General features: G+C 31.4%; 20 protein-coding genes. 12 read left to right on the forward strand and 8 right to left on the reverse strand.

Translation table 11 applies throughout. The annotated features are described in order from the left end of the window. Positions 1 to 33: 33 nt before the first annotated feature. The gene (locus ACJBCC_RS08445) at positions 34 to 1,038 is read right to left on the reverse strand and encodes a sugar kinase (RefSeq protein ID WP_407556930.1); all 1,005 of its coding nucleotides are present in this window, start codon (positions 1,036 to 1,038) and stop codon (positions 34 to 36) included. 134 nt (positions 1,039 to 1,172) lie between these two features. Here ACJBCC_RS08445 and ACJBCC_RS08450 point away from each other — a divergent pair, with 134 nt between their 5' ends. Next, positions 1,173 to 2,123, forward strand: a complete 951-nt coding sequence (locus tag ACJBCC_RS08450) for a hypothetical protein (RefSeq protein WP_299101549.1) — start codon at positions 1,173 to 1,175, stop codon at positions 2,121 to 2,123. Beyond that, positions 2,124 to 2,648, forward strand: coding sequence for a GNAT family N-acetyltransferase (locus ACJBCC_RS08455; RefSeq protein ID WP_407556931.1), 525 nt, complete (start codon positions 2,124 to 2,126; stop codon positions 2,646 to 2,648). Positions 2,649 to 2,754: 106 nt separating this feature from the next. On the opposite strand, the gene ACJBCC_RS08460 is transcribed toward ACJBCC_RS08455, so the two are convergent. The 3 genes from ACJBCC_RS08460 to ACJBCC_RS08470 all read right to left on the reverse strand — a co-directional run bounded on the left by ACJBCC_RS08460 (position 2,755) and on the right by ACJBCC_RS08470 (position 7,181). Beyond that, positions 2,755 to 3,483, reverse strand: a complete 729-nt coding sequence (locus tag ACJBCC_RS08460) for an energy transducer TonB (RefSeq protein ID WP_299101547.1) — start codon at positions 3,481 to 3,483, stop codon at positions 2,755 to 2,757. An 82-nt stretch (positions 3,484 to 3,565) separates the two neighbouring features. Next, complete coding sequence (locus ACJBCC_RS08465; RefSeq protein WP_407556932.1) at positions 3,566 to 5,716, reverse strand: TonB-dependent receptor; 2,151 nt, start codon at positions 5,714 to 5,716, stop codon at positions 3,566 to 3,568. Between the two features lie 193 nt (positions 5,717 to 5,909). Continuing rightward, positions 5,910 to 7,181 (reverse strand): NAD(P)/FAD-dependent oxidoreductase, encoded by a 1,272-nt coding sequence (locus ACJBCC_RS08470; protein WP_407556933.1) that lies wholly within the window; start codon positions 7,179 to 7,181, stop codon positions 5,910 to 5,912. Between the two features lie 136 nt (positions 7,182 to 7,317). On the opposite strand from ACJBCC_RS08470, the gene ACJBCC_RS08475 reads away from it, so the two are divergent. Together ACJBCC_RS08475 and ACJBCC_RS08480 are read left to right on the forward strand one after the other, a co-directional pair. Then, on the forward strand, positions 7,318 to 7,812 hold the full coding sequence (locus ACJBCC_RS08475) for an RNA polymerase sigma factor (RefSeq protein WP_299101542.1): 495 nt from the start codon (positions 7,318 to 7,320) through the stop codon (positions 7,810 to 7,812). A gap of 4 nt (positions 7,813 to 7,816) precedes the next feature. Then, entirely contained in the window at positions 7,817 to 8,449 is a 633-nt protein-coding gene (locus ACJBCC_RS08480) for a hypothetical protein (RefSeq protein ID WP_407556934.1), read from the forward strand. Between the two features lie 90 nt (positions 8,450 to 8,539). Here ACJBCC_RS08480 and ACJBCC_RS08485 read toward each other — a convergent pair whose 3' ends face one another. Further along, the gene (locus ACJBCC_RS08485) at positions 8,540 to 9,061 is read right to left on the reverse strand and encodes a hypothetical protein (protein WP_299101540.1); all 522 of its coding nucleotides are present in this window, start codon (positions 9,059 to 9,061) and stop codon (positions 8,540 to 8,542) included. Positions 9,062 to 9,223: 162 nt separating this feature from the next. Here ACJBCC_RS08485 and ACJBCC_RS08490 point away from each other — a divergent pair, with 162 nt between their 5' ends. Further along, positions 9,224 to 9,574 (forward strand): hypothetical protein, encoded by a 351-nt coding sequence (locus ACJBCC_RS08490; protein ID WP_299101538.1) that lies wholly within the window; start codon positions 9,224 to 9,226, stop codon positions 9,572 to 9,574. Between the two features lie 86 nt (positions 9,575 to 9,660). Here ACJBCC_RS08490 and ACJBCC_RS08495 read toward each other — a convergent pair whose 3' ends face one another. Further along, on the reverse strand, positions 9,661 to 10,422 hold the full coding sequence (locus tag ACJBCC_RS08495) for an NYN domain-containing protein (RefSeq protein ID WP_299101537.1): 762 nt from the start codon (positions 10,420 to 10,422) through the stop codon (positions 9,661 to 9,663). 106 nt (positions 10,423 to 10,528) lie between these two features. Further along, positions 10,529 to 10,936 (reverse strand): DUF2452 domain-containing protein, encoded by a 408-nt coding sequence (locus ACJBCC_RS08500; RefSeq protein WP_407556935.1) that lies wholly within the window; start codon positions 10,934 to 10,936, stop codon positions 10,529 to 10,531. Between the two features lie 98 nt (positions 10,937 to 11,034). On the opposite strand from ACJBCC_RS08500, the gene ACJBCC_RS08505 reads away from it, so the two are divergent. After that, positions 11,035 to 11,223 carry a hypothetical protein gene (locus tag ACJBCC_RS08505; RefSeq protein ID WP_407556936.1) on the forward strand — a complete coding sequence of 63 codons (189 nt, stop codon included), beginning with the start codon at positions 11,035 to 11,037 and terminating at the stop codon, positions 11,221 to 11,223. A 164-nt stretch (positions 11,224 to 11,387) separates the two neighbouring features. Here the strand turns inward: ACJBCC_RS08505 and ACJBCC_RS08510 are convergent, their stop codons facing one another. After that, the gene (locus ACJBCC_RS08510; RefSeq protein ID WP_407556937.1) at positions 11,388 to 12,002 is read right to left on the reverse strand and encodes a fumarylacetoacetate hydrolase family protein; all 615 of its coding nucleotides are present in this window, start codon (positions 12,000 to 12,002) and stop codon (positions 11,388 to 11,390) included. Between the two features lie 158 nt (positions 12,003 to 12,160). Here ACJBCC_RS08510 and ACJBCC_RS08515 point away from each other — a divergent pair, with 158 nt between their 5' ends. The 6 genes from ACJBCC_RS08515 to ACJBCC_RS08540 all read left to right on the forward strand — a co-directional run bounded on the left by ACJBCC_RS08515 (position 12,161) and on the right by ACJBCC_RS08540 (position 22,797). After that, positions 12,161 to 13,048 (forward strand): phospholipase A, encoded by an 888-nt coding sequence (locus ACJBCC_RS08515; RefSeq protein ID WP_407556938.1) that lies wholly within the window; start codon positions 12,161 to 12,163, stop codon positions 13,046 to 13,048. Positions 13,049 to 13,212: 164 nt separating this feature from the next. Beyond that, a complete protein-coding gene (locus tag ACJBCC_RS08520; protein ID WP_407556939.1) occupies positions 13,213 to 14,937 on the forward strand; it encodes a T9SS type A sorting domain-containing protein in 1,725 nt (574 codons plus the stop codon). A 112-nt stretch (positions 14,938 to 15,049) separates the two neighbouring features. Further along, complete coding sequence (uvrA, locus tag ACJBCC_RS08525) at positions 15,050 to 17,878, forward strand: excinuclease ABC subunit UvrA (RefSeq protein ID WP_407556940.1); 2,829 nt, start codon at positions 15,050 to 15,052, stop codon at positions 17,876 to 17,878. Between the two features lie 91 nt (positions 17,879 to 17,969). Next, the gene (locus ACJBCC_RS08530; protein ID WP_407557022.1) at positions 17,970 to 18,656 is read left to right on the forward strand and encodes a TIGR00730 family Rossman fold protein; all 687 of its coding nucleotides are present in this window, start codon (positions 17,970 to 17,972) and stop codon (positions 18,654 to 18,656) included. Positions 18,657 to 18,682: 26 nt separating this feature from the next. Next, entirely contained in the window at positions 18,683 to 19,957 is a 1,275-nt protein-coding gene (locus tag ACJBCC_RS08535) for an endonuclease/exonuclease/phosphatase family protein (RefSeq protein WP_299101528.1), read from the forward strand. Beyond that, a complete protein-coding gene (locus ACJBCC_RS08540) occupies positions 19,954 to 22,797 on the forward strand; it encodes a metalloprotease (RefSeq protein WP_407556941.1) in 2,844 nt (947 codons plus the stop codon). The genes ACJBCC_RS08535 and ACJBCC_RS08540 overlap by 4 nt, the downstream gene beginning before the upstream one ends. Positions 22,798 to 22,910 lie beyond the last annotated feature (113 nt).

Below are 22,910 nucleotides of genomic sequence, written 5' to 3' on the forward strand. Positions count from 1 at the left end.
TTAAAACCCTTTAATCTTCACGATACTTGAATCTTACCTCACAAAACGACCAGAAATATTTCCTTCAATTATTTTAATTACGTCATCGACATTGCTATAATTCACATCACCTTCATAAGTATGTTTTAATGCACAAGCAGCACATGCAAATAACATGGCTTTATAATCATCGTAATGTTGTAAACCATGAATTAAGCCACCTGCAAAGGCATCACCAGTACCAATTCTATCTACAATATGTGTAATATCTAAATCTTCAGTTTCTCTAAATTCTGTGCCATTCCACATACGAGCTCTAATTTTATGCCAAGACGCATTTAATGAAGTTCGTATTTTATCAAACACTTTCTCTATGGATGGAAATGTTTCCATAAGCTGCTGACTCGCCTTTTTAAAATCGTCGTTAGAATAGCTGTAATCTGTTCCTAAAACCTCATTAATTTCGTTGATTCCACCAATAAAAATAGTAGAATAGCCAAGTAATTCTATTAAAGCTTCTTTAGGATCTTGTCCGTATTTCCATAAACCACTTCTGTATGTAGGATCTGCAGATATTGTTATCCCTTTTTCCTTTGCTAATTTTAAACCTTCTTTTAAAGTATCATAAGCACCTTGCGTTAGCGCTGGTGTAATACCTGTCCAATGCATCCAATTTCCTTTTTTCAAGGCCTTTTCCCAATCTACCATAGATGGTAAAATTTCAGAAAACGAAGAGTGCGATCTGTTATAAGAAATTTGACTTGGTCGCATTACAGCACCTACTTCTAAAAAATAAACACCCAAAGGTCGCCTAGATCGTACAACAGAAGATGTACTTACACCAAATTTTCTAATATAAGAAATGGCTGTATCTCCAATAAAATCTTCAGAAACTGCACTAATGTGTTTTACATTACCACCAAAATTAGCAATAGAAATACCTACATTTAACTCTGTACCACCAAAATAAAATTCAACAATATTAGATTGCATAAACTTTTTATTTCCTCTTGGTGATATACGCATTAAAACCTCTCCAAATGTTATAATTTGTTTCATCTAATTGATTTTTTTTGCTAATTATGGATTTATAAAGTAAATTAGAGATAAAAGATACAGACTTAAATCTATATGACTAAATTTTTGTTATATTTTGTTTGAAATTAATACTACTCAAGGCCAAAATTCTACTAATGTTAAAAAAAATAAACGTCATACTACTCATCTGTCTTTTTATTTCGGCCTTTGGTTATAGTCAAATAAAAACAAAATCAGCAGAGCCATTAATTTTTGAAGACACTCTAGAAATTATAGAAAATTTAGATTATTCTGAATCAGATTTTAATAAAATGACATCATATTTCAAGCAAAATAAAGAACTATTAGAGATTGTTAAAAACAAGTCTTCAAATGGTAATAATCATCTAAAAGATTTTTTATCAATTATAAATAATTCTTATCCTGAAGCTATTGACGCTTATGGAAACGATGCTATAAATATGTTGATTTACTCCTATTATCAGTCAGTGGAAAGGCAAGAAAAATTTAATAAACTCAATTTACAATTACAACGCGAAATAGATAGTTTAGAAAACTTAAAAACATTTTATACGTCTTCTATGGACAGTTTAGCGATATATCCTAAAACAAGCGCATCTGTAATTGTAAAAGATTTTATTAGTGCCTATAATAAAAAGGATTCTATTGCGACTTTTCAATTACTTCATAAAGATTTTGCAGAGTATTTTAATAAAGATAAAACCATAAGTAGTAAAACGAATTATGCCAGTAACTATGCTTGGGGAAATGTTATGAATGATAAAATGAATTATATCATTGTACTCGTTGACGATAGCGAAATTGAAGTACTCTCAACTTATCATTGTGATAGAGATCGTTTATTAAATGTTACACCCTATAAGTCAATTAGAAGGTTTGAAATTAAAGATTCTAAAATATACCGAATATATGAATCTGAAATTCCAGATTTTGAAACTGAATACCAAGAAAGGCAACAGTCCTATCAATTATTTTTTAAATGGGCTTCAGAACATCATAATTTAAATATAATGGATTTTAAATTTAACCACTCTGCAGCTAAAAAACTGAAACAAACTATCATTGAATACGATAAAAAAAATTAAATGGATACAATTATAGAAACGGAACGTCTAATTTTAAGACCAATTACAATTGCTGATAAACACGATTTTTTTGAATTAGATTCTAACCCAAAAGTGCATTTGTTTTTAGGAAACAAACCAGTTAAAACCCTAGAACAATCTGAAGCCATGATATTAAATATCTTACAACAGTATAAAACTAATGGATTGGGTCGATTGGCTATGATTGAAAAATCGTCGAACAAATTTGTAGGTTGGTCAGGTTTGAAATATGAAGATTATGTAAGAAAAGAATTTAACTATTACGACATTGGCTATAGACTCAAAGAACAATTTTGGGGAAAAGGTTTTGCCACAGAAGCCGCTATAGCCTCATTAGATTATGGTTTTAAGGATTTAAAACTAAAAGAAATTGGTGCAGCTGCGCTTGTAAATCATACGGTTTCTAATAAAATTTTAAAGAAAATAGGATTAATACCATCAGGCACTTTTACTTGTGATGATGAATTATGCAATTGGTATGTATTGCAGAATCCGGAGTTATAAATAATAGTTACTGATATTATTTTATGCAAAAAAACACAGCCAAAACACAATGAATATTTAGATTCAATGATTTTGACTGTGTCAGCTTAATAAATTAGTTGTCTATTTATATTTGTAATTTAAAGTTTATAGGAATACTATAAGGAACGCTAACAGTTCTATCTCTCTGCTTACCTGGTTCCATTTTTGGTAGTAAACTCATAATTCGTTGTGCTTCGGCTTCTAACAATGGATTAGGACCTCTACTTTTAATTTTGGTAATTCTACCTGTTCTATCTATGATAAAAAACACAAATACTCTTCCTTGAATATTCAGCTCTGCTGCTGCTTGCGGATACTTAAAATTTTTCAATAAATGTGCTTGCATTTTCTCTTCAAAACATTTTCTCAATTGTGCATTTGTCCCTTTACAACCTGGAAATGTTGGCACTTTCTCAATCACTGAGAATGGAACTTCTATATCTTCCTCTACTTCTACAACCTCTACTTCTTCTATACCTATTTCTCTATCGTCTATAATATCATCTTGCCCTATTTCTGTACTTTTCACAACAGTTTCTTCAACATCTTCTACATCTTCAACAATAGTAATCAACTCTGTGATAATAGGTTTTTGAGCAGGAGGTGGAGGAGGCGGAATATTAATTGTTGTAATAGGAATGTCCTCATCAAATTGCTCATCTAACATTAATACATCTGCTGTAATATTATCTTTTTCGTAAGTCTTATGTTCTAGTCCTATATATGTAAGGAGTAACATTACGTTTAAGCCAACAGCAAAGTATAAACTGCTGTTTCGACCTACATTGGCTTTTGGGTTTTTTTTGAGTTCCATGACGTTTAATTTTATAATGTAAATTTACTTATCATAATCCTTTAGAATTATGACATTCATCATGTTTAAAACCCTAACATTTTTATAAATTATCTAGCTGATTATCCGTTTTATCTTCACTAATCGTCCAAAAGAAACCTACAAAAAAGAATTGATCTGCAGCTGGTGTTAATGCTCTTCTGTTAAATTGACCATTAAAATCAGGCGTATTAGAATATTGATAGCCATTAATATTTCTAAACCCTAAAACATTATTCACGGAGAAGTATAATATCTTTTGCTGATCTAGTAAATAAGCCCAATTAAGACTTAAGCTATTATACGATTTTGTACGCTCGCTCAATAATTGATTAGTGTTAGGATTTGTAAACGGACGACCAGATGAAAAACTATACGATAAACCAACTTGACTTTTCCAGCTATCAATCCAATATTTACCAACTATTGATAAGTTATGATTAGTAGCATAATTGGGTTGAGCTGATGTTTCAAAATTTTGATAATTACGTTCTGTATCTAAGTATGAATAGCTTAACCAGTAGTCTACATTTTTAATACTTGTGTTGTCTCTCCAGAAAAAATCTAAACCTTGTGCATAGCCATCACCTGAGCTGTTAAAATCACTATCAAATTGCACAAAATCAGTATTGTATTTAATTAAGTTATCATAATCCTTTCTGTAAGCTTCAGCTCTAAATATTTTACCGTTGTTCACGTATTGATAGTTTAAAATGTAATGCGACGTTTTTTCTGCTCTTAAATCTTGACTAAACTTTAGCACGTCCCTATTTGGGTTTTGAAAAAAGTTTCCATAAGCTAGAGAAAACTGACCGTTTTTTGAGGTTTTGTAAGCCAATGCAGCTCTTGGCGCAACTTCAGTTGTTTTAAATACAGAACTATAATCCGCTCGCATACCAATTTTTAAGGCCAAATCTTTTGAAAAAATAAAATCTGCTTCTGCAAAACCTGCTGTGATATTATTATCGTAACCATAAGTCTCATCTAATGTATCATCACTATAATTCTCTTTGTAATCTGTAACAAATTGTTCTACTCCAAAATTAAGTTTGAATCTACTATGGAAACGTTTTTTTAGTTTCATCTTAATATGTGCTGAGTTTTCAGCACCATCAATATCACTAGCTTCAATTCCTAATTTATTTTTTGCGTACGTGTAACTTAAGCCTGTAGTCATAGTCCAGTTTGATCCTAAAACACCTTTGTAAGATGTATTTACGTAGAAATTGCTATTGTTTAATTTAAAATCTATACCATCCTCGTAATTGATATCCTCTTGGGTAAGTTTAAATTTTGAAGTATCAAAAGCAGCATAAAACTTTAGCATACCATTGTTTAATTTTTGTCTAAAAACTGTTTCGCCTTGTGCGCCACTATAAGGTGTTTCCCAATCGTTTCGATCTTTAAAAACTTCTAAATATGGTCCTAAATTTATGTAATACACATTGAAACTAAGTGAAGAGTTATCCCATTTTTGGGTGTTTCCTAAGGTAGCACCTACACTCATAATACCAATATCAGTTTTTTCTTGAACGGGTTCATCTACAGTATTTAAAAGCAGTACACTAGACAAAGCTTGACCATATTCTGAAGAATATCCACCAGTTGAGAACGTAATACCATCAAATAAAAATGGCGAATATCGTCCACGTGTAGGCGAATTGTTAGGAGAAGGTGTATATGGTGTAAAAACTCTTATACCATCTATAAAAATTTGAGTCTCGTCTGCATTTCCACCTCTTACAAACAGACGACCATCTTCCGATACATTAGATGTACCAGGTAAGGTTTGTAATGCGCCAACAAAATCGCCTAAGGCACTTGCTGTGGTAACTACATCTAACGGTTTAAGAACAGAAACCTTGCTATTATCATTGGCTTCAAACGTACCAGCACTTAAAACTACAGCATCTAAAGATTCTACATCTTCTCTTAACTTGATAAGAAGTTGCTTCATTTCTGAAACGTCCTTCTGTATCGTTTTTGTTTCAAACGATAAAAATGAAATCACTAAAGTTAGTGTTCCTGTTTCTTCTGTTGAAAAGGTAAACTCGCCTACTTCATTGGTTGTTGCGCCATCATAAGTTCCTTCTAAATAAACGTTAGCTCCAAAAATAGGCTCATTTTTTGTATCGATTACTTTACCTGAAATGGTAGTTTGCGCATTGACAGCTCCGAAGATTAATAAAATTAGAATAGTGATTAGCTTGCTCATGATTTTGATTGATTAAAAGTTCGTTTTTTAATTGATGAGACAAACTTCTACAATTTTACATGTACTCAGAATTCTAAGTTACTCAACTGTAACTTTTAAATGACGAATTGAATATTATAAATGGTTAGAAAGAAAAACAATAGTTTAAGTTATAATCATCAAAACAATAACTATAAACCAACAATCAAAATACTTATTTCTTAAAAGGACGAATAATTAGACGTGCAGCTTTATCAAAATTAATGTAATTGTACGTCCAGTTGAAAAGCACAATCACTCGATTTCTAAATCCAACTAAAGACATGAGATGCACAAACATCCATATAAACCAAGCAAAAAAACCACCAAATTTATAATGCTTTAAATCTACAACAGCTTTATTTCTACCTATTGTTGCCATTGATCCTTTGTCTTTATATACAAAAGGTTTCAAAGGTTTATTATCTATTAAACGCAATAGGTTTTTACCTAATAAATTACCTTGTTGAATAGCTGGTTGTGCCACTTGCGGATGACCTTTAGGATATGCTTCCGTTGGCATTAGGGCGATATCTCCAATGGCAAAAATATTGGCATATTCGTCCACTTGATTAAATCGATTGACATTATAACGGTTTACTCTTTCCATTATAGCTTCTGGTTTTAAACCATGAATTGGAGCACCTGTAACACCAGCTGCCCAAATTAAGGTTTCAGATTCCATAGCTAAACCAGCATTTGTAGTTACTGTTGTTCCGTCGTAATGTTTTACAATTGTATTGCAACTTACTTTTACACCTAAACGCTTTAAAAACATTTCTGCTTTCTTAGAAGCATGTTCACTCATTGGTGGCAAAACACGGTCTGCGCCTTCTAATAAATGAATGTGCATGTCCTCTGGGTTTAAATCGTGGTAATCCCTAGGTAGTATATTATTCTTAAGTTCTGCTATAGCACCAGCCAACTCTACTCCTGTTGGTCCAGCGCCTACAATTACGAAATTTAGAAAAGCTTCTCTTTCTGCTTCTGAATTGGCAATTGCCGCTTTCTCAAAATTCTCTAATATTAAACTTCTAATATCTAAAGCTTGAGGTACCGATTTCATTGGCATACTATTAGATTCAATAGCTTTATTACCAAAATAGTTTGTTTTTGTACCAGTAGCAATTACTAAATAATCATACGTTAAATGACCAATTGAGGTTATAATTTCATTAGACTCAGGTAAAATTTGTTCTACCTCAGCAAGTCTGAAAAATGAATTTTTATGTTTTTTAATTATTTTACGAAGTGGATAAGCAATAGAATCTGGCTCTAAACCAGAACTAGAAACCTGATATAATAAGGGCTGAAATGTGTGGTAATTATGTTTATCTACAAGGACAACCTGAACATTTTTGTTTGCCAAAGACTTAGCTAAATTAACACCTGCAAAACCGCCTCCTATGATGACGATTCTTGAATTATTTGTATCTGGGATATTCATAAAATAATAGAGGAATTTACTACAGTAAATTTACGAATAATACAGGTAAAAGAATGGCTTTTTAACTTTAGTTAAATAAATTTGTAACAAAACAGAAACTTACACTACTAATTAGATAACCAACCTAACTCATCAATTGAATAAAGAACTAGAAAAAAGTTTTGTAGAACAGTTGCAGAAACATCAGAACATTGTGCATAAGGTGTGCCGCTTGTACACTAATAATGTAGATGCTCATAACGATTTGTTTCAAGAAATTACTATACAATTATGGCGAGCTTACCCTAAATTTAGAGGTGATGCCAAATTTAGTACTTGGATGTATCGTGTAGGATTAAACACAGCAATAACGTTATACAGAAAATCGAAAAGACGAATAACAACGCAAGGGTTTGATGCTGTAGAATTTAAAATTAAAGCGGAAGACTATGATGATACTGAAGAACAACAGTTAAAACTTTTATACCAAGCTGTACATCAATTAAATGATATTGAGAAAGCTTTGGTCCTATTATATTTAGAAGATAAAGATTATAGGGAAATCAGTGAAACCTTAGGTATTACTGAAGTCAATGCACGTGTTAAGATGAACCGTGTAAAAAAGAAATTAAGAACCATACTAAATCCGTAAAATTATGGATGAATTAGAATTATTGAAGAAAGACTGGAAGCAAAACGAAAATCAGTTTCAAACATTTTCGGATAGCGATATATATAAGATGAGCCACAGAAAATCATCATCTATTGTAAAAACATTATTTTACATTAGTTTGGCTGAATTGGTGTTTTGGATTTTAATCAACTTTTTACCCTTTGTTCTTTCTGACCGTATGAAATCACAGCTCTCAGAAATGAGTCATAGTTGGATTTATAATACAATGAATATTATTAGTTATGCAGTTATTATCTTATTTGTTTATCTACTTTGGAAAGCACAGAGTGCTATATCAGTAACTGATAATGCTAGAAAACTCATGAAAAGCATTCTTAAGACTCGTAAAATAATTAAATACTATGTACTTTTTAATATCATACTAGCCTTAATAAGTTTTCCAATTGTATTTTATTTATCATTACGCGAACATCCGGAAATTCAGGAGCAATTGAGTGCTGCCTCTTCTACACAATTATTTGTCATGGCTGCAGTTTCTATAGGTACTTTCGCTATTTTTTTATTGTTCTTTTGGTTATTCTATAAATTAATTTACGGCATACTTATAAAACGCCTTAATAGAAATTATAACGAATTGAAAAAGTTAGAAGTGTAAATTAATATTATTTCAACAACTTAAAAAAAACAGCATCAAATTTCATTAATTGAATTAGATGCTGTTTTTTTTTCTAGTTAAAATTATTCTTTATTTTCTCTGACCAACAAATTGCTGGCTCTTCAATTTAAATAATACATTAAAGCTGGTTAAACTACCATAACTTCTGGTTATGTATTGTTGTAAATCTATCTTCTCTTGTTCTTCTAAATTACTAGAATTGATTTTCTGTTCCATAACTCTTAAGCGATCTCTTACCATGGTTATTTTATGAAAAAACGTATCAATTGGTAATTCTTTACCTTGTAAATTAGTATCTCCAGGTTCCATAATTAATTTTCCACCTTTCCATTTGTCTGCAATGGTTACAACTTCAGAAACATCAGACCATTTTTTTAAAATCGACTTTAAACTTTGTTCTACTTCAAAAAAGCTGATACTATCTACTTCATCTTCTGCAGCCTCTATGACTTCAAATTCTGAATCAATATCTATGGTTTCTAAACCATTTTCTATAAATGTTACCCAATAGTGTTTTGAAGTGACGTTGGTAACAACACCTTTTCCGTATTCTTGATGGATTATTCGAGATCCAATACCTAATATTTTCATTTTTAAATTTTCGAATTACATTAATATCTAAAACTAAAATAAACAAAAATTAAAACCTAAAAAGATTATATAATTTAAATTGTTAATAATTATTTAAAGCTGTTTAATAATCTCTTACAATGCCTTATTTTTGCGATATTAACAATTTAAACCTAAATAATTATGAAAAAACTATTTTTTGCCTTTTTATTTTTTGGAATCTGTTTTTTAGCTAATGCTAATAATCAACCTAAAGTTGGAGATGAATTGATAATAAAAAACCCTACCTCTCAAGCTTATAGCCATATTTACTTTCCGAAACCGAACATTTTAATTAAGCGAGGAACTGTAACAGGTTATAAAAGTGTAAAGAATAATGTAGTCATTGTTAAAGAAGTTATTACAGAAAATGATGGCGACTTAAAGGTTGTTTTAACTAAAAAAGACGGTAGTAAGTTTTTTGGTTATTTAAGCAATGTTAAAGCCAATTATAAAAAGGCCTTAGAAGCCAATGAAATTGAAACCTTTGACTAATATCTTACCATATAAGTCAAAAAAAAAGTATACTGTTTATTCTGTATACTTTTTTTTATGTTTGAAAAGAAATTAATCGCTGCACTTTATTTCTTTTTGCGCTTAGTGTTGACTTGTTTAATCTTTACATAAATAAGCTTCTTATGCCCTCTGGAGTCTTCGCGTCTTTCAATTTCAAAATTATTTATTGATTTTATTAAAGGTGTGAGCTTCTGAAATCCATAATTTCGAGAATCAAAATTGGGCTGCTTCTTTTGCAATAAACTTCCAACATCTCCTAAAAATGCCCAGCCATCATCATCAGCCACATCATCTATAGTTGCAGAAATAAATCTAATTTCCTTTTGGGTTATTTTATCGAAATCATTCTTAGCAGATTTTGTGGTTTCAGCAGATTCAGACTCACTCTCAGAGTCTTTGTTTTTAAGAATTTCAATATATATAAACTTGTCACAAGCTACTATAAAAGGATTTGGCGTTTTCTTTTCGCCTATGCCGTAAACTGCCATACCAGCTTCTCTCAATCGGGTTGCTAAACGTGTAAAATCGCTATCACTAGATACTAAACAAAACCCATCTACTTTTTCTGAATACAAAATATCCATGGCATCAATAATCATTGCAGAGTCTGTTGCATTTTTCCCTGTGGTATAGCCATATTGCTGAATGGGTGTAATGGCATTCTCTAACAACATATTTTTCCATTTGGACAGATGCGGCTTGGTCCAATCACCATAAATTCGTTTAATAGTTGGATTGCCATACTTCGCAATTTCCTCCATCATTTCCTTTACATATGCAGACGGAATGTTATCACCATCAATTAACACTGCTAATTTTATATCCATTTTTTTAAATAAATTTATTATTTCAACTTTTAAAGGTATAGCATTTTTAAAAGCAACGTCTCCTCTTTCAATTTTACAGAATTAATAGTGTAGAATTAAGATCTGATTAGTCTTCTGTTTTTTTCCAAATAAGCTCGCTATTCAGTATAAAGCTTCCTATGTAATCAAAATTACAACTCTCAGGACTTATTATTGACAAGAATGGTTCACTCTTTTTATCACGATATAAATGGTACGTTTCTCCAATAAGAGGTTCAAAGGTATAGCGAGAATTATATACAAGTGTATTATATTCTAACTCCTGCATCATCTTATCATACTCAGCCTTGAGTTCTAAATACTTTGCTTTTATTTTTTTATTAGCCTTATTAATATTTCTAGTTTTCCATGTAGAATTATCCGTTACTTGTATAGAAGGCGCTCCAACATTTGTGGCATATGGTTTTAATGATGCATCGTAGCGCTGGGTTTTCTCATTAAAAACAATTTGATCTGGCTTTTTTTCTTTAGACATAGAGCGTAGGCTTTTAGCAAAGATAAAGCGCAATCATGTTTCGTAAAAATGAATTGATTGTATTTTTTTGTTAACTTTAAAACAATAAATACTATAACATGAACTTATTGAAAAAAATTGGGCCTTTAAACATCTTTATGTTGGTATTATGTGCTTTAATTATTGGTATAGCAGAATATCTATTTTTAAGAGGCGATCATCTACATGCTATATTTATAGGGCTTTGGGCACCAACTTTACTTGGAATTTTAATTTTTATAAAACAGATTCTAAATGGAAGCAAATGATATCATAATCTCATTTTCGGTATTTGTATCTGTTTGCGTCATTATATGGGCAATCTTAGTGATACGTGCTTATAACAAGATTGGACGGGAAGATTGATTTACGGTAAAAAAAAGCAGCCTATAATATAATTAAAGACTGCACATATGTTTTAAATTATTGGGAATTACACCAATTTAAAATCTAGTAATAATTCGCCTTCAATAGAGGCCTGTAAATGATCACCAATTACATTAGAACCTTTACCAGCAGCTGGTGTTCCTGTAAAAATAAGATCACCTTCTTCTAAAGTCATAAATGAAGACACATACGAAATGATTTCGGCAAAGTTATAAATCATTAAACTTGTATGACCTACTTGCTTTTGTTCTCCGTTAATTTTTAAATCAAAATTTATCGCAGCCAAATCAGGAAATTCTGAAACCAACTTAAATTTAGACATTGGTGAAGCACCATCAAAACCTTTAGCTAAAGCCCAAGGTCCTTTATTTTCTCTACTTGCTGCCAATACATCTGCAGCAGTATAATCTATACCAATACCAATTTCTGAGATATAAGAGTTAGCATCTTCAAGTGTGATATCCTTGCCTTGTTTACCAATTTTTGCAACTAATTCTACTTCATAAACAAGTTGGTTAGTTACTTTAGGGAATTCAACATCTTTATTATCTGTAACCAAAGTAGACTCTGGTTTTGTAAATATAGTTTGACTTCCGGTTTTTGCTGCACTAAGTTCAGAAATATCGTTAATATAGTTTTTACCAATTCCTATTATTTTCATCCGTAATAATTATTTTAGTTTTAAGTATGTAAAGATAATTAAAGCAGATGAGCCACAAAACTGCATTATCAATATTTTAGTTGTTAAAAACAAGAGAATACTTCTTACAATTAAAAATTATGAAATAGCTTTGTTATTATATGCCAAAACTGCGATTTATGTTTAAAACAAAACCAAGCTTAATACTACTACTGCTTTTATGTTTTAATATTAATGCGCAAGAAATTATTAAGAAAACCACACCTCTAAAATCAATTGCCACAGTTTGGGATTTAGACAAAGCCAATAAACAAGGGACTTTTAAGATTACAGCCTACAAACCCATTTATATTGCTGCTTCAAGATGGTCTGATAGTCCTAACACCATGCCTTATAGTGAAAACTCAGATTACTCCTTATCAGAGGAAACTAATTATAATAGTTTTGAAGCTAAATTTCAACTTAGTTTTAAAACTAAATTGGCCGAATCTATTTTATTTGGAGAAGGCGATTTATGGGCTGGCTATACACAAATAGCGCATTGGCAAATATTTAATACTGATATTTCTCGCGCCTTTAGAGAACTCAATTACGAACCCGAATTAATATTGACCTATCCTTTAAATTTAACCTTTGCAGGCTTTAATATTAAAATGGCAAGTGTAAGTCTCAATCATCAATCTAATGGAAGAGATTTACCGAGATCTCGTAGTTGGAATCGGGTAATTTTTAATCTCGCTATGGAAAGCAAAAACCTTACACTGTATCTTTCTCCATGGATAAGATTACCAGATGATGAGGACGAAAATCCTTTAATTACTAATTATATTGGTAATGGTAGAGTAACTGCCATTTATAAATTAAAAAAGCACACCTTTTATGCTATTGCTACAAATTCATTTTCATTGAAAGATAATCATGGTAGTCTTCAATTTAATTACCTCTACCCACTTAATGATAATTTAAATGTCCACGCGCAACTTTTTACAGGTTATGGAGAAACTTTAATTGATTACAACCATTACCAAAACACAGTTGGTTTAGGTGTTTCTTTTTCTAATTGGTAGACTCAACCTATAGAATCACTTAACTAGGTCTTAATGTCTAAAAAAGTGAGGCTAGTAATACAATATTTTACCATTTAAGGATTCGGAAAGAATATAAAAACATTAATTTTAAAAACACTTTAAAACTAGACTCAACTGGTAAACTGTTAAAATAATAATTTCCTATGTCTTCAATAAGTAAAAACCTATATAAAATCCTATTACTATTTACCATTAACTTGGCTTCTCAATCCGCAGAGATCACTATTGATGGCGTTTTTAATGATTGGGATTCTAGCCTAACCACATATACTGATACAAGCGAATCTTTAAATGGTATTGATATTTTAGAACTTCAGGTTACCAACGATGATGAGTTTCTATTTATAAAAATTAAATCTAACATAGAGTTTGATTTAACTGACAATTTAGTTTCACAGCAAGTTCGCCTCTTTCTAGATACAGATAACGATGCCAGCACTGGTTATAACATTCAAAATGGTTATGGCTCTGAAGTTGGTATTATTTTTAAAGAATTATTTGCACATTATAATGTCTCACCATATGCTGAAATAGACTTTTCAGACTTAAAATTAAGAGCTGCGCCTACAGTAACTTCTAACGAATTTGAAATTGCTATAGGTAGACATCAAATACCAGATGGTGTAAATCCGCTATTTACGTCATCCACGATTAAAATATTAATTAAGAATGATGATAATTTTGATAAAATCCCCAACGACGGACTAACATTTTCATATACATTTGATGAAACACCAGTAACACCTTACACTCCTATTGATATTAATAAATCTAATTTTTCAGATATTCGATTATTAGCATACAATACACTTGCAAGCGGATTAGATGATCCTAATAGAGTTGATAATTTTGAACAGATTATAAAAGCTATTGCACCAGATATTATAGGATTAACGGAATGTTGGGATATCAATGCTGCACAAGTAAAATCTCTTTTTGATGCTTGGTTTCCTTTAGGTACCGCTAATGGTTGGAATACAGCAAAACTTGGCGGATTAATTACGGTTTCGAGATGGGAAATTATACAACAATGGACGAGTCTTTCAAGACAATTTCCTGTTTTAATTGACTTACCGAGTACCTACTCTAAAGATATACTGTTTACAAATGCTCATCTTAATTGTTGTGATGCCGATGATCTAAGACAAGAGCAAGCCGATCAATATGCGGCCTTTATTCTAGATGCAAAATCTCCTGGAGGTCTTATAACTTTAGAAGAAAACACACCTTTTATGTATTCTGGAGATTTAAATTTAGTAGGCTATTCCCAGCAACTAACCACTTTAAAAACTGGAGATATACAAAATACGTCCACTTATGGGCTTGGTGCCGCTTTAGATTGGGATGATACCGACCTAAAGGAGGAAAACTGTTTGCAAACCGATTTAAGAATGGGTTACACATGGCGGTCAGATGGTCAAGGCTTTCCTCCTGGAAAATTAGATTTTATAATTTTCTCAGATTATACGCTAACTGCTCAAAAATCTTTCGTTTTACAAACTGAAGTAATGCCAATCGATAGGTTATGGCAATATAATTTAAATGCACTCGATACGTCTATTGCATCAGACCACTTCCCTGTGGTAACTGATTTTTCCATTAATGAAAGCTTAAACTCAAATCAATTCAATCTAGCAAATATTAATATATCTCCAAATCCTGTAAATTCTTTAGTATACATAGATCTAAAAATTGCCAATAACTATCAAATACAAGTAATAAATTCAATAGGTAACGTTTTAATGACAACCTCTATAAATTCTAAATCTGCAGTACTAAATCTTGAATCACTGCCATCAGGATTTTATGTAGTATCAATACAAAATACTGAAGGCCAAAAAATCAGCCAGAAACTAATAAAAAAATAAATAAATTTAATTTCAAACTCTATTAAATCTCAAGTATAAATCTTCACTTAAAATTAACAACTAAAATTGTAACTTTGCGTTTCTGCTAAAAAAGGAAGAATTTAAACCATTTATGAGCCAATTCAACGATTCCATTGAAGTAAAAGGTGCACGTGTGCACAACTTAAAAAATATTGACGTTACCATTCCGAGAGAAAAGCTAGTTGTAATTACAGGCTTATCTGGTAGTGGTAAATCTTCATTAGCTTTCGATACTATTTATGCTGAAGGACAGCGTCGCTATATAGAAACTTTTTCGGCTTACGCTCGTCAATTTTTGGGAAGTTTAGAACGACCAGATGTAGATAAGATTGATGGATTATCTCCTGTTATTGCCATTGAACAAAAAACAACGAGTAAGTCGCCACGTTCAACTGTTGGGACCATAACAGAAATTTATGACTTTTTACGTTTACTTTATGCAAGAGCGGCAGACGCCTATAGTTATGAGACTGGTGAACAAATGGTTAGCTACAATGACGAGCAGATAAAAGATTTAATATTAGAGTCTTACAATGGTAAACGAATTAATATTTTATCGCCTGTAATTCGTTCTCGTAAAGGGCATTATCGCGAACTGTTTGAACAAATTGCGAAACAAGGTTTTGTAAAAGTAAGAACAGATGGCAAAATTGTAGACCTTGAAAAAGGTATGAAATTAGACCGATACAAAACACATGACATTGAGATTGTAATTGACAGATTAAAGATTGACGATTCACTAGATAATGAAAAACGTCTTATGGAGTCTATTAATACAGCAATGTATCATGGCGAAGATGTGCTTTTAGTAATTGACCAAGATACTAACGAACCTCGTTTTTTTAGTCGTAATTTAATGTGTCCATCTTCTGGTATTTCATATCCAAACCCTGAACCAAACAATTTTTCGTTTAATTCTCCAAAAGGTGCGTGTTCTAATTGTAATGGTATTGGCGAATTGTACGTAGTCAATGACCAAAAATTAGTTCCAGATGAATCTTTATCTATAAAAAATGGTGCATTAGCACCACATGGTCCACAAAAAAAGAGTTGGATTTTTAAACAGTTTGAAACCATTGCACAACGCTTTGAGTTTTCGTTAAATACGCCTTGGAAAGATATTCCAAATGAAGCCAAACAAGTTATTCTGCATGGTGGAAAGGATAAGTTCACTGTAGAAAGTAAATTACTTGGCGTTTCACGAGATTATAAAATAGATTTTGAAGGTGTTGCCAATTTTATAGAAAGTCAATACAATTCAGATTCATCATCTTTAGTGCGTTGGGCAAAAGAATATATGGACAAAATAGAATGTCCTGTTTGCGAAGGATCGCGCTTACGTAAAGAATCACTTTATTTTAAAGTAGATGGCAAAAGTATTGCTGAATTGGTAAAAATGGATGTTGTTGAACTTGGTGTGTGGTTAGATGGTTTAACAGAACGACTCACTAATAAACAACAAAAAATTTCAGCAGAAATTATTAAGGAAATAAGAAGCAGAGTACAATTTTTATTAGATGTTGGCTTAACTTATTTATCACTTAACAGAAGTTCTAAGTCATTATCTGGTGGTGAAGCGCAGCGTATTCGTTTAGCCACACAAATAGGTTCTCAGCTGGTTGGTGTACTCTATATATTAGATGAACCAAGTATTGGTTTGCATCAACGCGACAATGAAAAACTAATTAATTCATTAGTATCCTTGCGTGATGTTGGTAATTCTGTTATCGTCGTAGAACATGATAAAGACATGATAGAACGTGCAGATCATGTCATTGATATTGGACCATTTGCTGGTAAGTATGGTGGTGAAATAATAAGTGAAGGAACGCCTGAAGAATTGCTGCAACAACAAACTCTTACTGCTGCTTATTTAAACGGCGAAAAAGAAATTACAATACCAAAAACTAGGCGTAAGGGCAACGGAAAAAAGTTGATTTTAAAAGGCTGTACAGGTAACAACCTTAAAAATGTAGATGTAGAATTTCCTTTAGGTAAAATGATTGGTATCACTGGTGTTTCTGGTAGTGGTAAATCTACCTTAATAAACGAAACCCTCTACCCTATTCTTAATGCACATTATTTTAATGGTGTAAAGAAACCTATGCCTTACAAAAGCATAAAAGGATTAGAGCATTTAGATAAGGTTATTGATATTAATCAATCTCCAATTGGAAGAACACCAAGAAGTAATCCGGCAACATACACAAAAACTTTTGATGAAATAAGAAAACTTTTTGCCATGATACCAGAAGCTATGATTAGAGGGTACAAACCTGGTCGTTTTAGCTTTAATGTAAAAGGTGGTAGATGTGAAACTTGCCAAGGAGGTGGTTTACGAGTAATTGAAATGAATTTCTTGCCAGATGTGTACGTTGAGTGCGAAACGTGTCAAGGTAAACGCTTTAATCGCGAAACGCTAGAAATACGTTACAAAGGCAAATCGATTAGCGATGTTTTAAATATGACTATCGAAGAAGCTGTTGGTTTCTTTGAGCACATTCCTAAAATTCACAGAAAACTCAAAACTATTAAAGATGTAGGATTAGGCTATATAACACTTGGCCAACAAAGTACTACACTTTCTGGTGGTGAGGCACAACGAATTAAGCTAGCTACAGAATTGAGCAAGCGTGATACTGGTAATACATTTTATATTTTAGATGAGCCAACCACTGGTTTACATTTTGAAGATATTAGAGTACTTATGAAAGTACTGAATAAATTAGCAGACAAAGGTAATACCGTTTTAATAATTGAGCATAATCTAGATGTTATTAAAACTGTGGACTATATTATAGATATTGGCTACGAAGGCGGAAAAGGTGGTGGCCAAGTGGTAGCAAAAGGTACACCAGAACAGATTATTAAAGACAAAAAGAGCTTTACAGCTAAGTTTTTAAAGAAAGAAATGAATTAACAATATATTGACAATTGTAGAGAGCGATAGTATAGAGAAAATAAGTACTTTAGCGAGTTGTCAATTTAAAAAAAATACAGAAGACTTATATATGAGAAACGAAGTGAAAAATAAAGGTTGGAATGAAATAAAAACAAATGACTCTTGGGCTATTTTTAAAATCATGGGTGAATTTGTTAACGGCTATGAAAAACTAAGTAAAATAGGACCTTGTGTTTCAATATTTGGATCAGCAAGAACAAAACCAGACCATAAGTACTATAAGTTAGCAGAAGAAGTTGCTTCTAAAATAGTAGATCAAGGCTATGGAGTTATTACAGGTGGTGGACCAGGTATTATGGAAGCAGGAAATAAAGGCGCTCACATTGCAGGAGGAACATCTGTTGGTTTAAATATTGAACTACCATTTGAACAACATGACAATCCGTACATCGACAATGACAAAAGCTTAGACTTTGACTACTTTTTTGTACGAAAGGTTATGTTCGTTAAGTACTCTCAAGGTTTTGTAGTAATGCCAGGAGGATTTGGAACTTTAGATGAATTATTTGAAGCCATTACCCTAATACAAACTCATAAAATAGAAACCTTTCCAATTATTTTAGTTGGCAAAGAATTTTGGGGCGGATTAATGGATTGGGTTAAATCTACTTTATTAGGAGCTGGAAATATAAGTGAAAAGGATTTAGACCTTATTCATCTTGTAGATACAGGAGATGAAGTAATTGAAATTCTTAATAATTTCTATAAAGAATACGATCTTAGTCCAAATTTCTAAGAAAACCATTTTTTTAATTCAATGCTATGAAAAAGAAAATCATTGGTTTTTTTACAATAATTCTATTCGCATATTCAAATGTTTCTGCACAAGAAACCTTTAAAGTGATGTTTTATAATTTACTTAATTATCCGTTAGAAGATGCCGTTTCAAATAGAATTAATGACTTAGAATACATTCTTAATGATTATCAACCAGATTTATTTTTAGTTTGCGAACTAAATAATATCACTGGTGCAACAAATGTTTTAAATACTGCAAAATCCGCCATTAACTCTAATTTTGAAATGGCGAGTTACGTCTCTAATTCATCAGATGATAATTATGGCGACCAAAACGATTTACAAAACCTATTGTATTATGATAGTACTAAGTTTTCAGTTGAAGAAGAAATTATTGTACCAACATATTTAAGAGATTTTAATGTATATCGTGTGCAATTAAATTCAGTAAATCAAGATACCAACCCAATAGAGATTTATATAATTATTGGGCATTTAAAGGCTTCTAGTGGAACTTCTAACGCTCAAAAACGTTATGAAATGATTTTAGACCTAGAATCCTATTTAGATACTTTACCAACAGACACAAATGTACTGTTAGGAGGCGATTTAAACGTGTACACTTCTAGCGAAGCTGCTTTCCAATCACTGATAAACGCGAGTAACAACATTACTTTTGCAGATCCTGCTAACCGAATTGGCAGTTGGCATAACAACTCCAGTTATGTAGATGTATTTACACAATCTACAAGAACCCAAACAGGAATGGGAGGTTCTACTGGTGGTTTTGATGATCGTTTTGATTTTATCCTAACATCAGAAAACATGATTAATACAGCCAACATAACTTATGTACCTAATTCTTATAAAGTTTATGGCAATAACGGTTTAGCATCTTGTTGGAATAAATCTATTAATTCTAATGACTGTGAAACCACAGGCTCACAATTTTCGTATACATTACGAAATGCATTACATAACTTTAGCGATCACCTTCCCGTAACATTATCATTAGAAACGGATGAATCATTTTTAAGTATTGACGATTTTAAAACTGTAACTGCATTTAGTTTAGAGCAAACATTAATAAACGACACGCTTATTGTTAACATGAATGAATCAAATAACATTAATCAACAACTAATTGCTTACAATGCATTAGGTCAATCGGTTAAGACCTTTAATTTAAATTCAGATACAAAACAATTTTTCAATGTTTCAGAATTACAAAATGGCTTATACTATTTAGTACTTTCACACGGCAATAGTAATCCCTTAAAATTTATTGTTTCAAATTGAAGTACGCGTTAGTCATATCTTTTCTATTATTTGTTTTTAGCGTACCTAGTGTAGCTCAAAACAAACTAGATATTGATGCTAAAGTAAATGTAGAAACTAAGACTATTTCAATTAATCAAACAATCATATACAAAAACGAGTCTGATGACGTTCTCGATGAAATATATTTGAGTGATTGGAATAATAGTTATTCAACAAAATCTACTCCTTTAGCTAAACGATTTGAAGAAGAATTTAGCACTAAATTTCATTTAGCCAAGAGTGACCAACGTGGTTACACTGTTGTAACCTCAATAGTTGATACAACTACTAATATCCTAAAGTTTACCAGGCTAAAAACACATCCAGACGTTATTAAAGTTGCACTAAACAAATCTTTAAAACCTGGTGAATATTACCAAATAAATCTCAAATATAACCTCTTAATACCTGATGCTACATTTACAGATTATGGTGTTACCAAAACCGAAGATTTTGAACTGAAATACTGGTATATAACTCCTGTAGTCTACAACGGGAAATGGCAATATTATAGTAATAAAAACCTCGATGATTTATTTATTCCAAAAGCGGATATAACTTTATCGATAACGCATCCTAGAAATTATAGGGTTACTTCAGAATTAGATTTTTATGATATAAAAAGCAATTCAAAAGAACCGACGCAAACCACCACATTAATTGGTAGAGACAGAACAGATACTTACTTATCGTTAAATAAGTTTCCAACATTCAATTCTGTACAAACAGATGATTTTGTTTTAGTCACTAACATTAATGAAAAAGGACTGTCCTCAGGTCCAGCTAAAGCAGTAATTACTGATAAAATTACTAGATTCTTGACTCAACATTTAGGAAATTATCCGCATCAAAAATTATTAGTTTCAAATATAGATTATCAGAAAAACCCACTTTACGGTTTAAATCAACTTCCTAGTTTTTTTAGACCTTTTCCGGCTGAATTTCAATATGAATTAAAAGTTCTAAAAACAGCTTTAAAAAAATATTTGGATAACGTTCTTTTACTTAATCCAAGAAAAGAACATTGGTTAAGTGAAGGACTTCAAATCTATTTTTTAATCAAATATGTTGAAGAAAATTATTCTGACCAAAAACTTTTAGGAACTCTTGCAGACGTATGGGGAATTAGATCATTCCATGCCTCTGATCTCGATTTTAATTTTCAGTATTTTCTTTATTCAATGGAAATTGCAAGAAAAAATAGAGATCAACCCATTACTACTCCAAAAGATTCACTTACTAAATTTAATGCTAATATTGCAGGCAAATATAAGGCAGGCGTTGGTCTTAATTACTTAGATCATTTTACAAACGATATTAACCTCAGCAAAAATATAACAGACTTCTTAAAAGAAAATCAATTAAAAGCTATAGAAATAAATGATTTTGAAAAGTTTTTAAAATCAAAAACTAAAAAAGATATTGATTGGTTTTTTACAGACTACATTAACACAAGAAAGAAAATTGATTTTAAAATAGAGTCTATTGTAGATATTCAAGATTCGTTAAAAGTTACCATAAAAAATAAGCGGGAAAACAGAATGCCTATTTCATTGTTCAAACTGAAAAATGATTCCATTATAGATCAATTTTGGGTTGAAAATATAAAGGGGAAACAAACAATCACGCTAGCTAAGGATAGTACTGAAAAATTTGCTTTGGGTTATGATAATGTTATTCCAGAGTTCAATCAACGTGATAACATTAAAGCGGTAGATGGTAATTTTCTAAAAAACAAACCCTTACAATTTAGACTATTTAAGGATGTCGAGGACCCAAACTATAATCAAATTTTCTTTATGCCACTGGTTGAGTTTAACAATATCTACGATGGCTTGACACTAGGTACCAAGGTGTACAATAAAACCATTTTGAGAAAACGACTTAATTATAGATTTTCTCCTCAGTATGCTACAAAATCGAGATCATTAACAGGTTCTACCTCGATATTCTACACGCATAATTTAGAAAATCAGAATTTATATAATATAACATATGGTATTGCTGCAGGCTATAAATCATTTGCAGATGATGCCTTTTTCACAAGAATTCGTCCGTCAATCTCGTTTGTATTTAGAGATGATTCAGACTTTAGATCAAACCAAACTGATCAAATCACAGCTAGATATGTAAGTATAAAAAGAGAATTAGGTGATGACGCAACAATTGTTTTAGACGAACCTGACTATGGTGTCTTTAACTTACGATATACACACCATAATCCTGGAAGAATAAATTTCTCTAGCTTTAATACTGACATTCAAATTGCAGATAAGTTTAGTAAACTGTCATTTAATTACGAATTCAGGAAACTAACAAAGAGTAATCGAAATATTAATTTTAGATTTTATGCTGGGTTCTTCCTCGATAATGATTCAGATCCAGGTTCTAACTACTTTAGCTTTGCTTTAGATAGACCAACAGATTACTTGTTTGACCTCAATTATTTAGGTCGCTCAGAAGCAGCAGGTTTATTCAGTCAACAAATTATTATTACAGAAGGTGGTTTTAAATCTCAATTAGAGCAGGAATTTGCAAATCAATGGATGACAACAGCAAATTTTAGCACATCCATATGGCGATATATACAAGCATATGGCGATGTAGGTTTAGTGAAAAATAAGTTTCAGAATGCTAAATTCGTTTATGATTCTGGTATAAGATTAAATTTAGTAGAAGATTACTTCGAAATATTCTTACCTATATACTCTAATCTTGGTTGGGAAATTGCCCAACCCAACTATGATCAAAGCATTAGGTTTATGTTTACTGTAGACCCAAATGTACTTCTAGGTCTTTTTAGAAGAAAGTGGTATTAATAAATTCTTACTAAAATGTTAAATTACCACATGTAATTAAATAATCATCAATAAAAACGTGGTTATACTGGCAATTATATAATATTATAACATTATGTAGTGTTGTATAAAAC

Source organism: Winogradskyella sp. 4-2091, assembly GCF_045765065.1.
In the GTDB taxonomy this organism is placed as follows: Bacteria; Bacteroidota; Bacteroidia; order Flavobacteriales; family Flavobacteriaceae; genus Winogradskyella.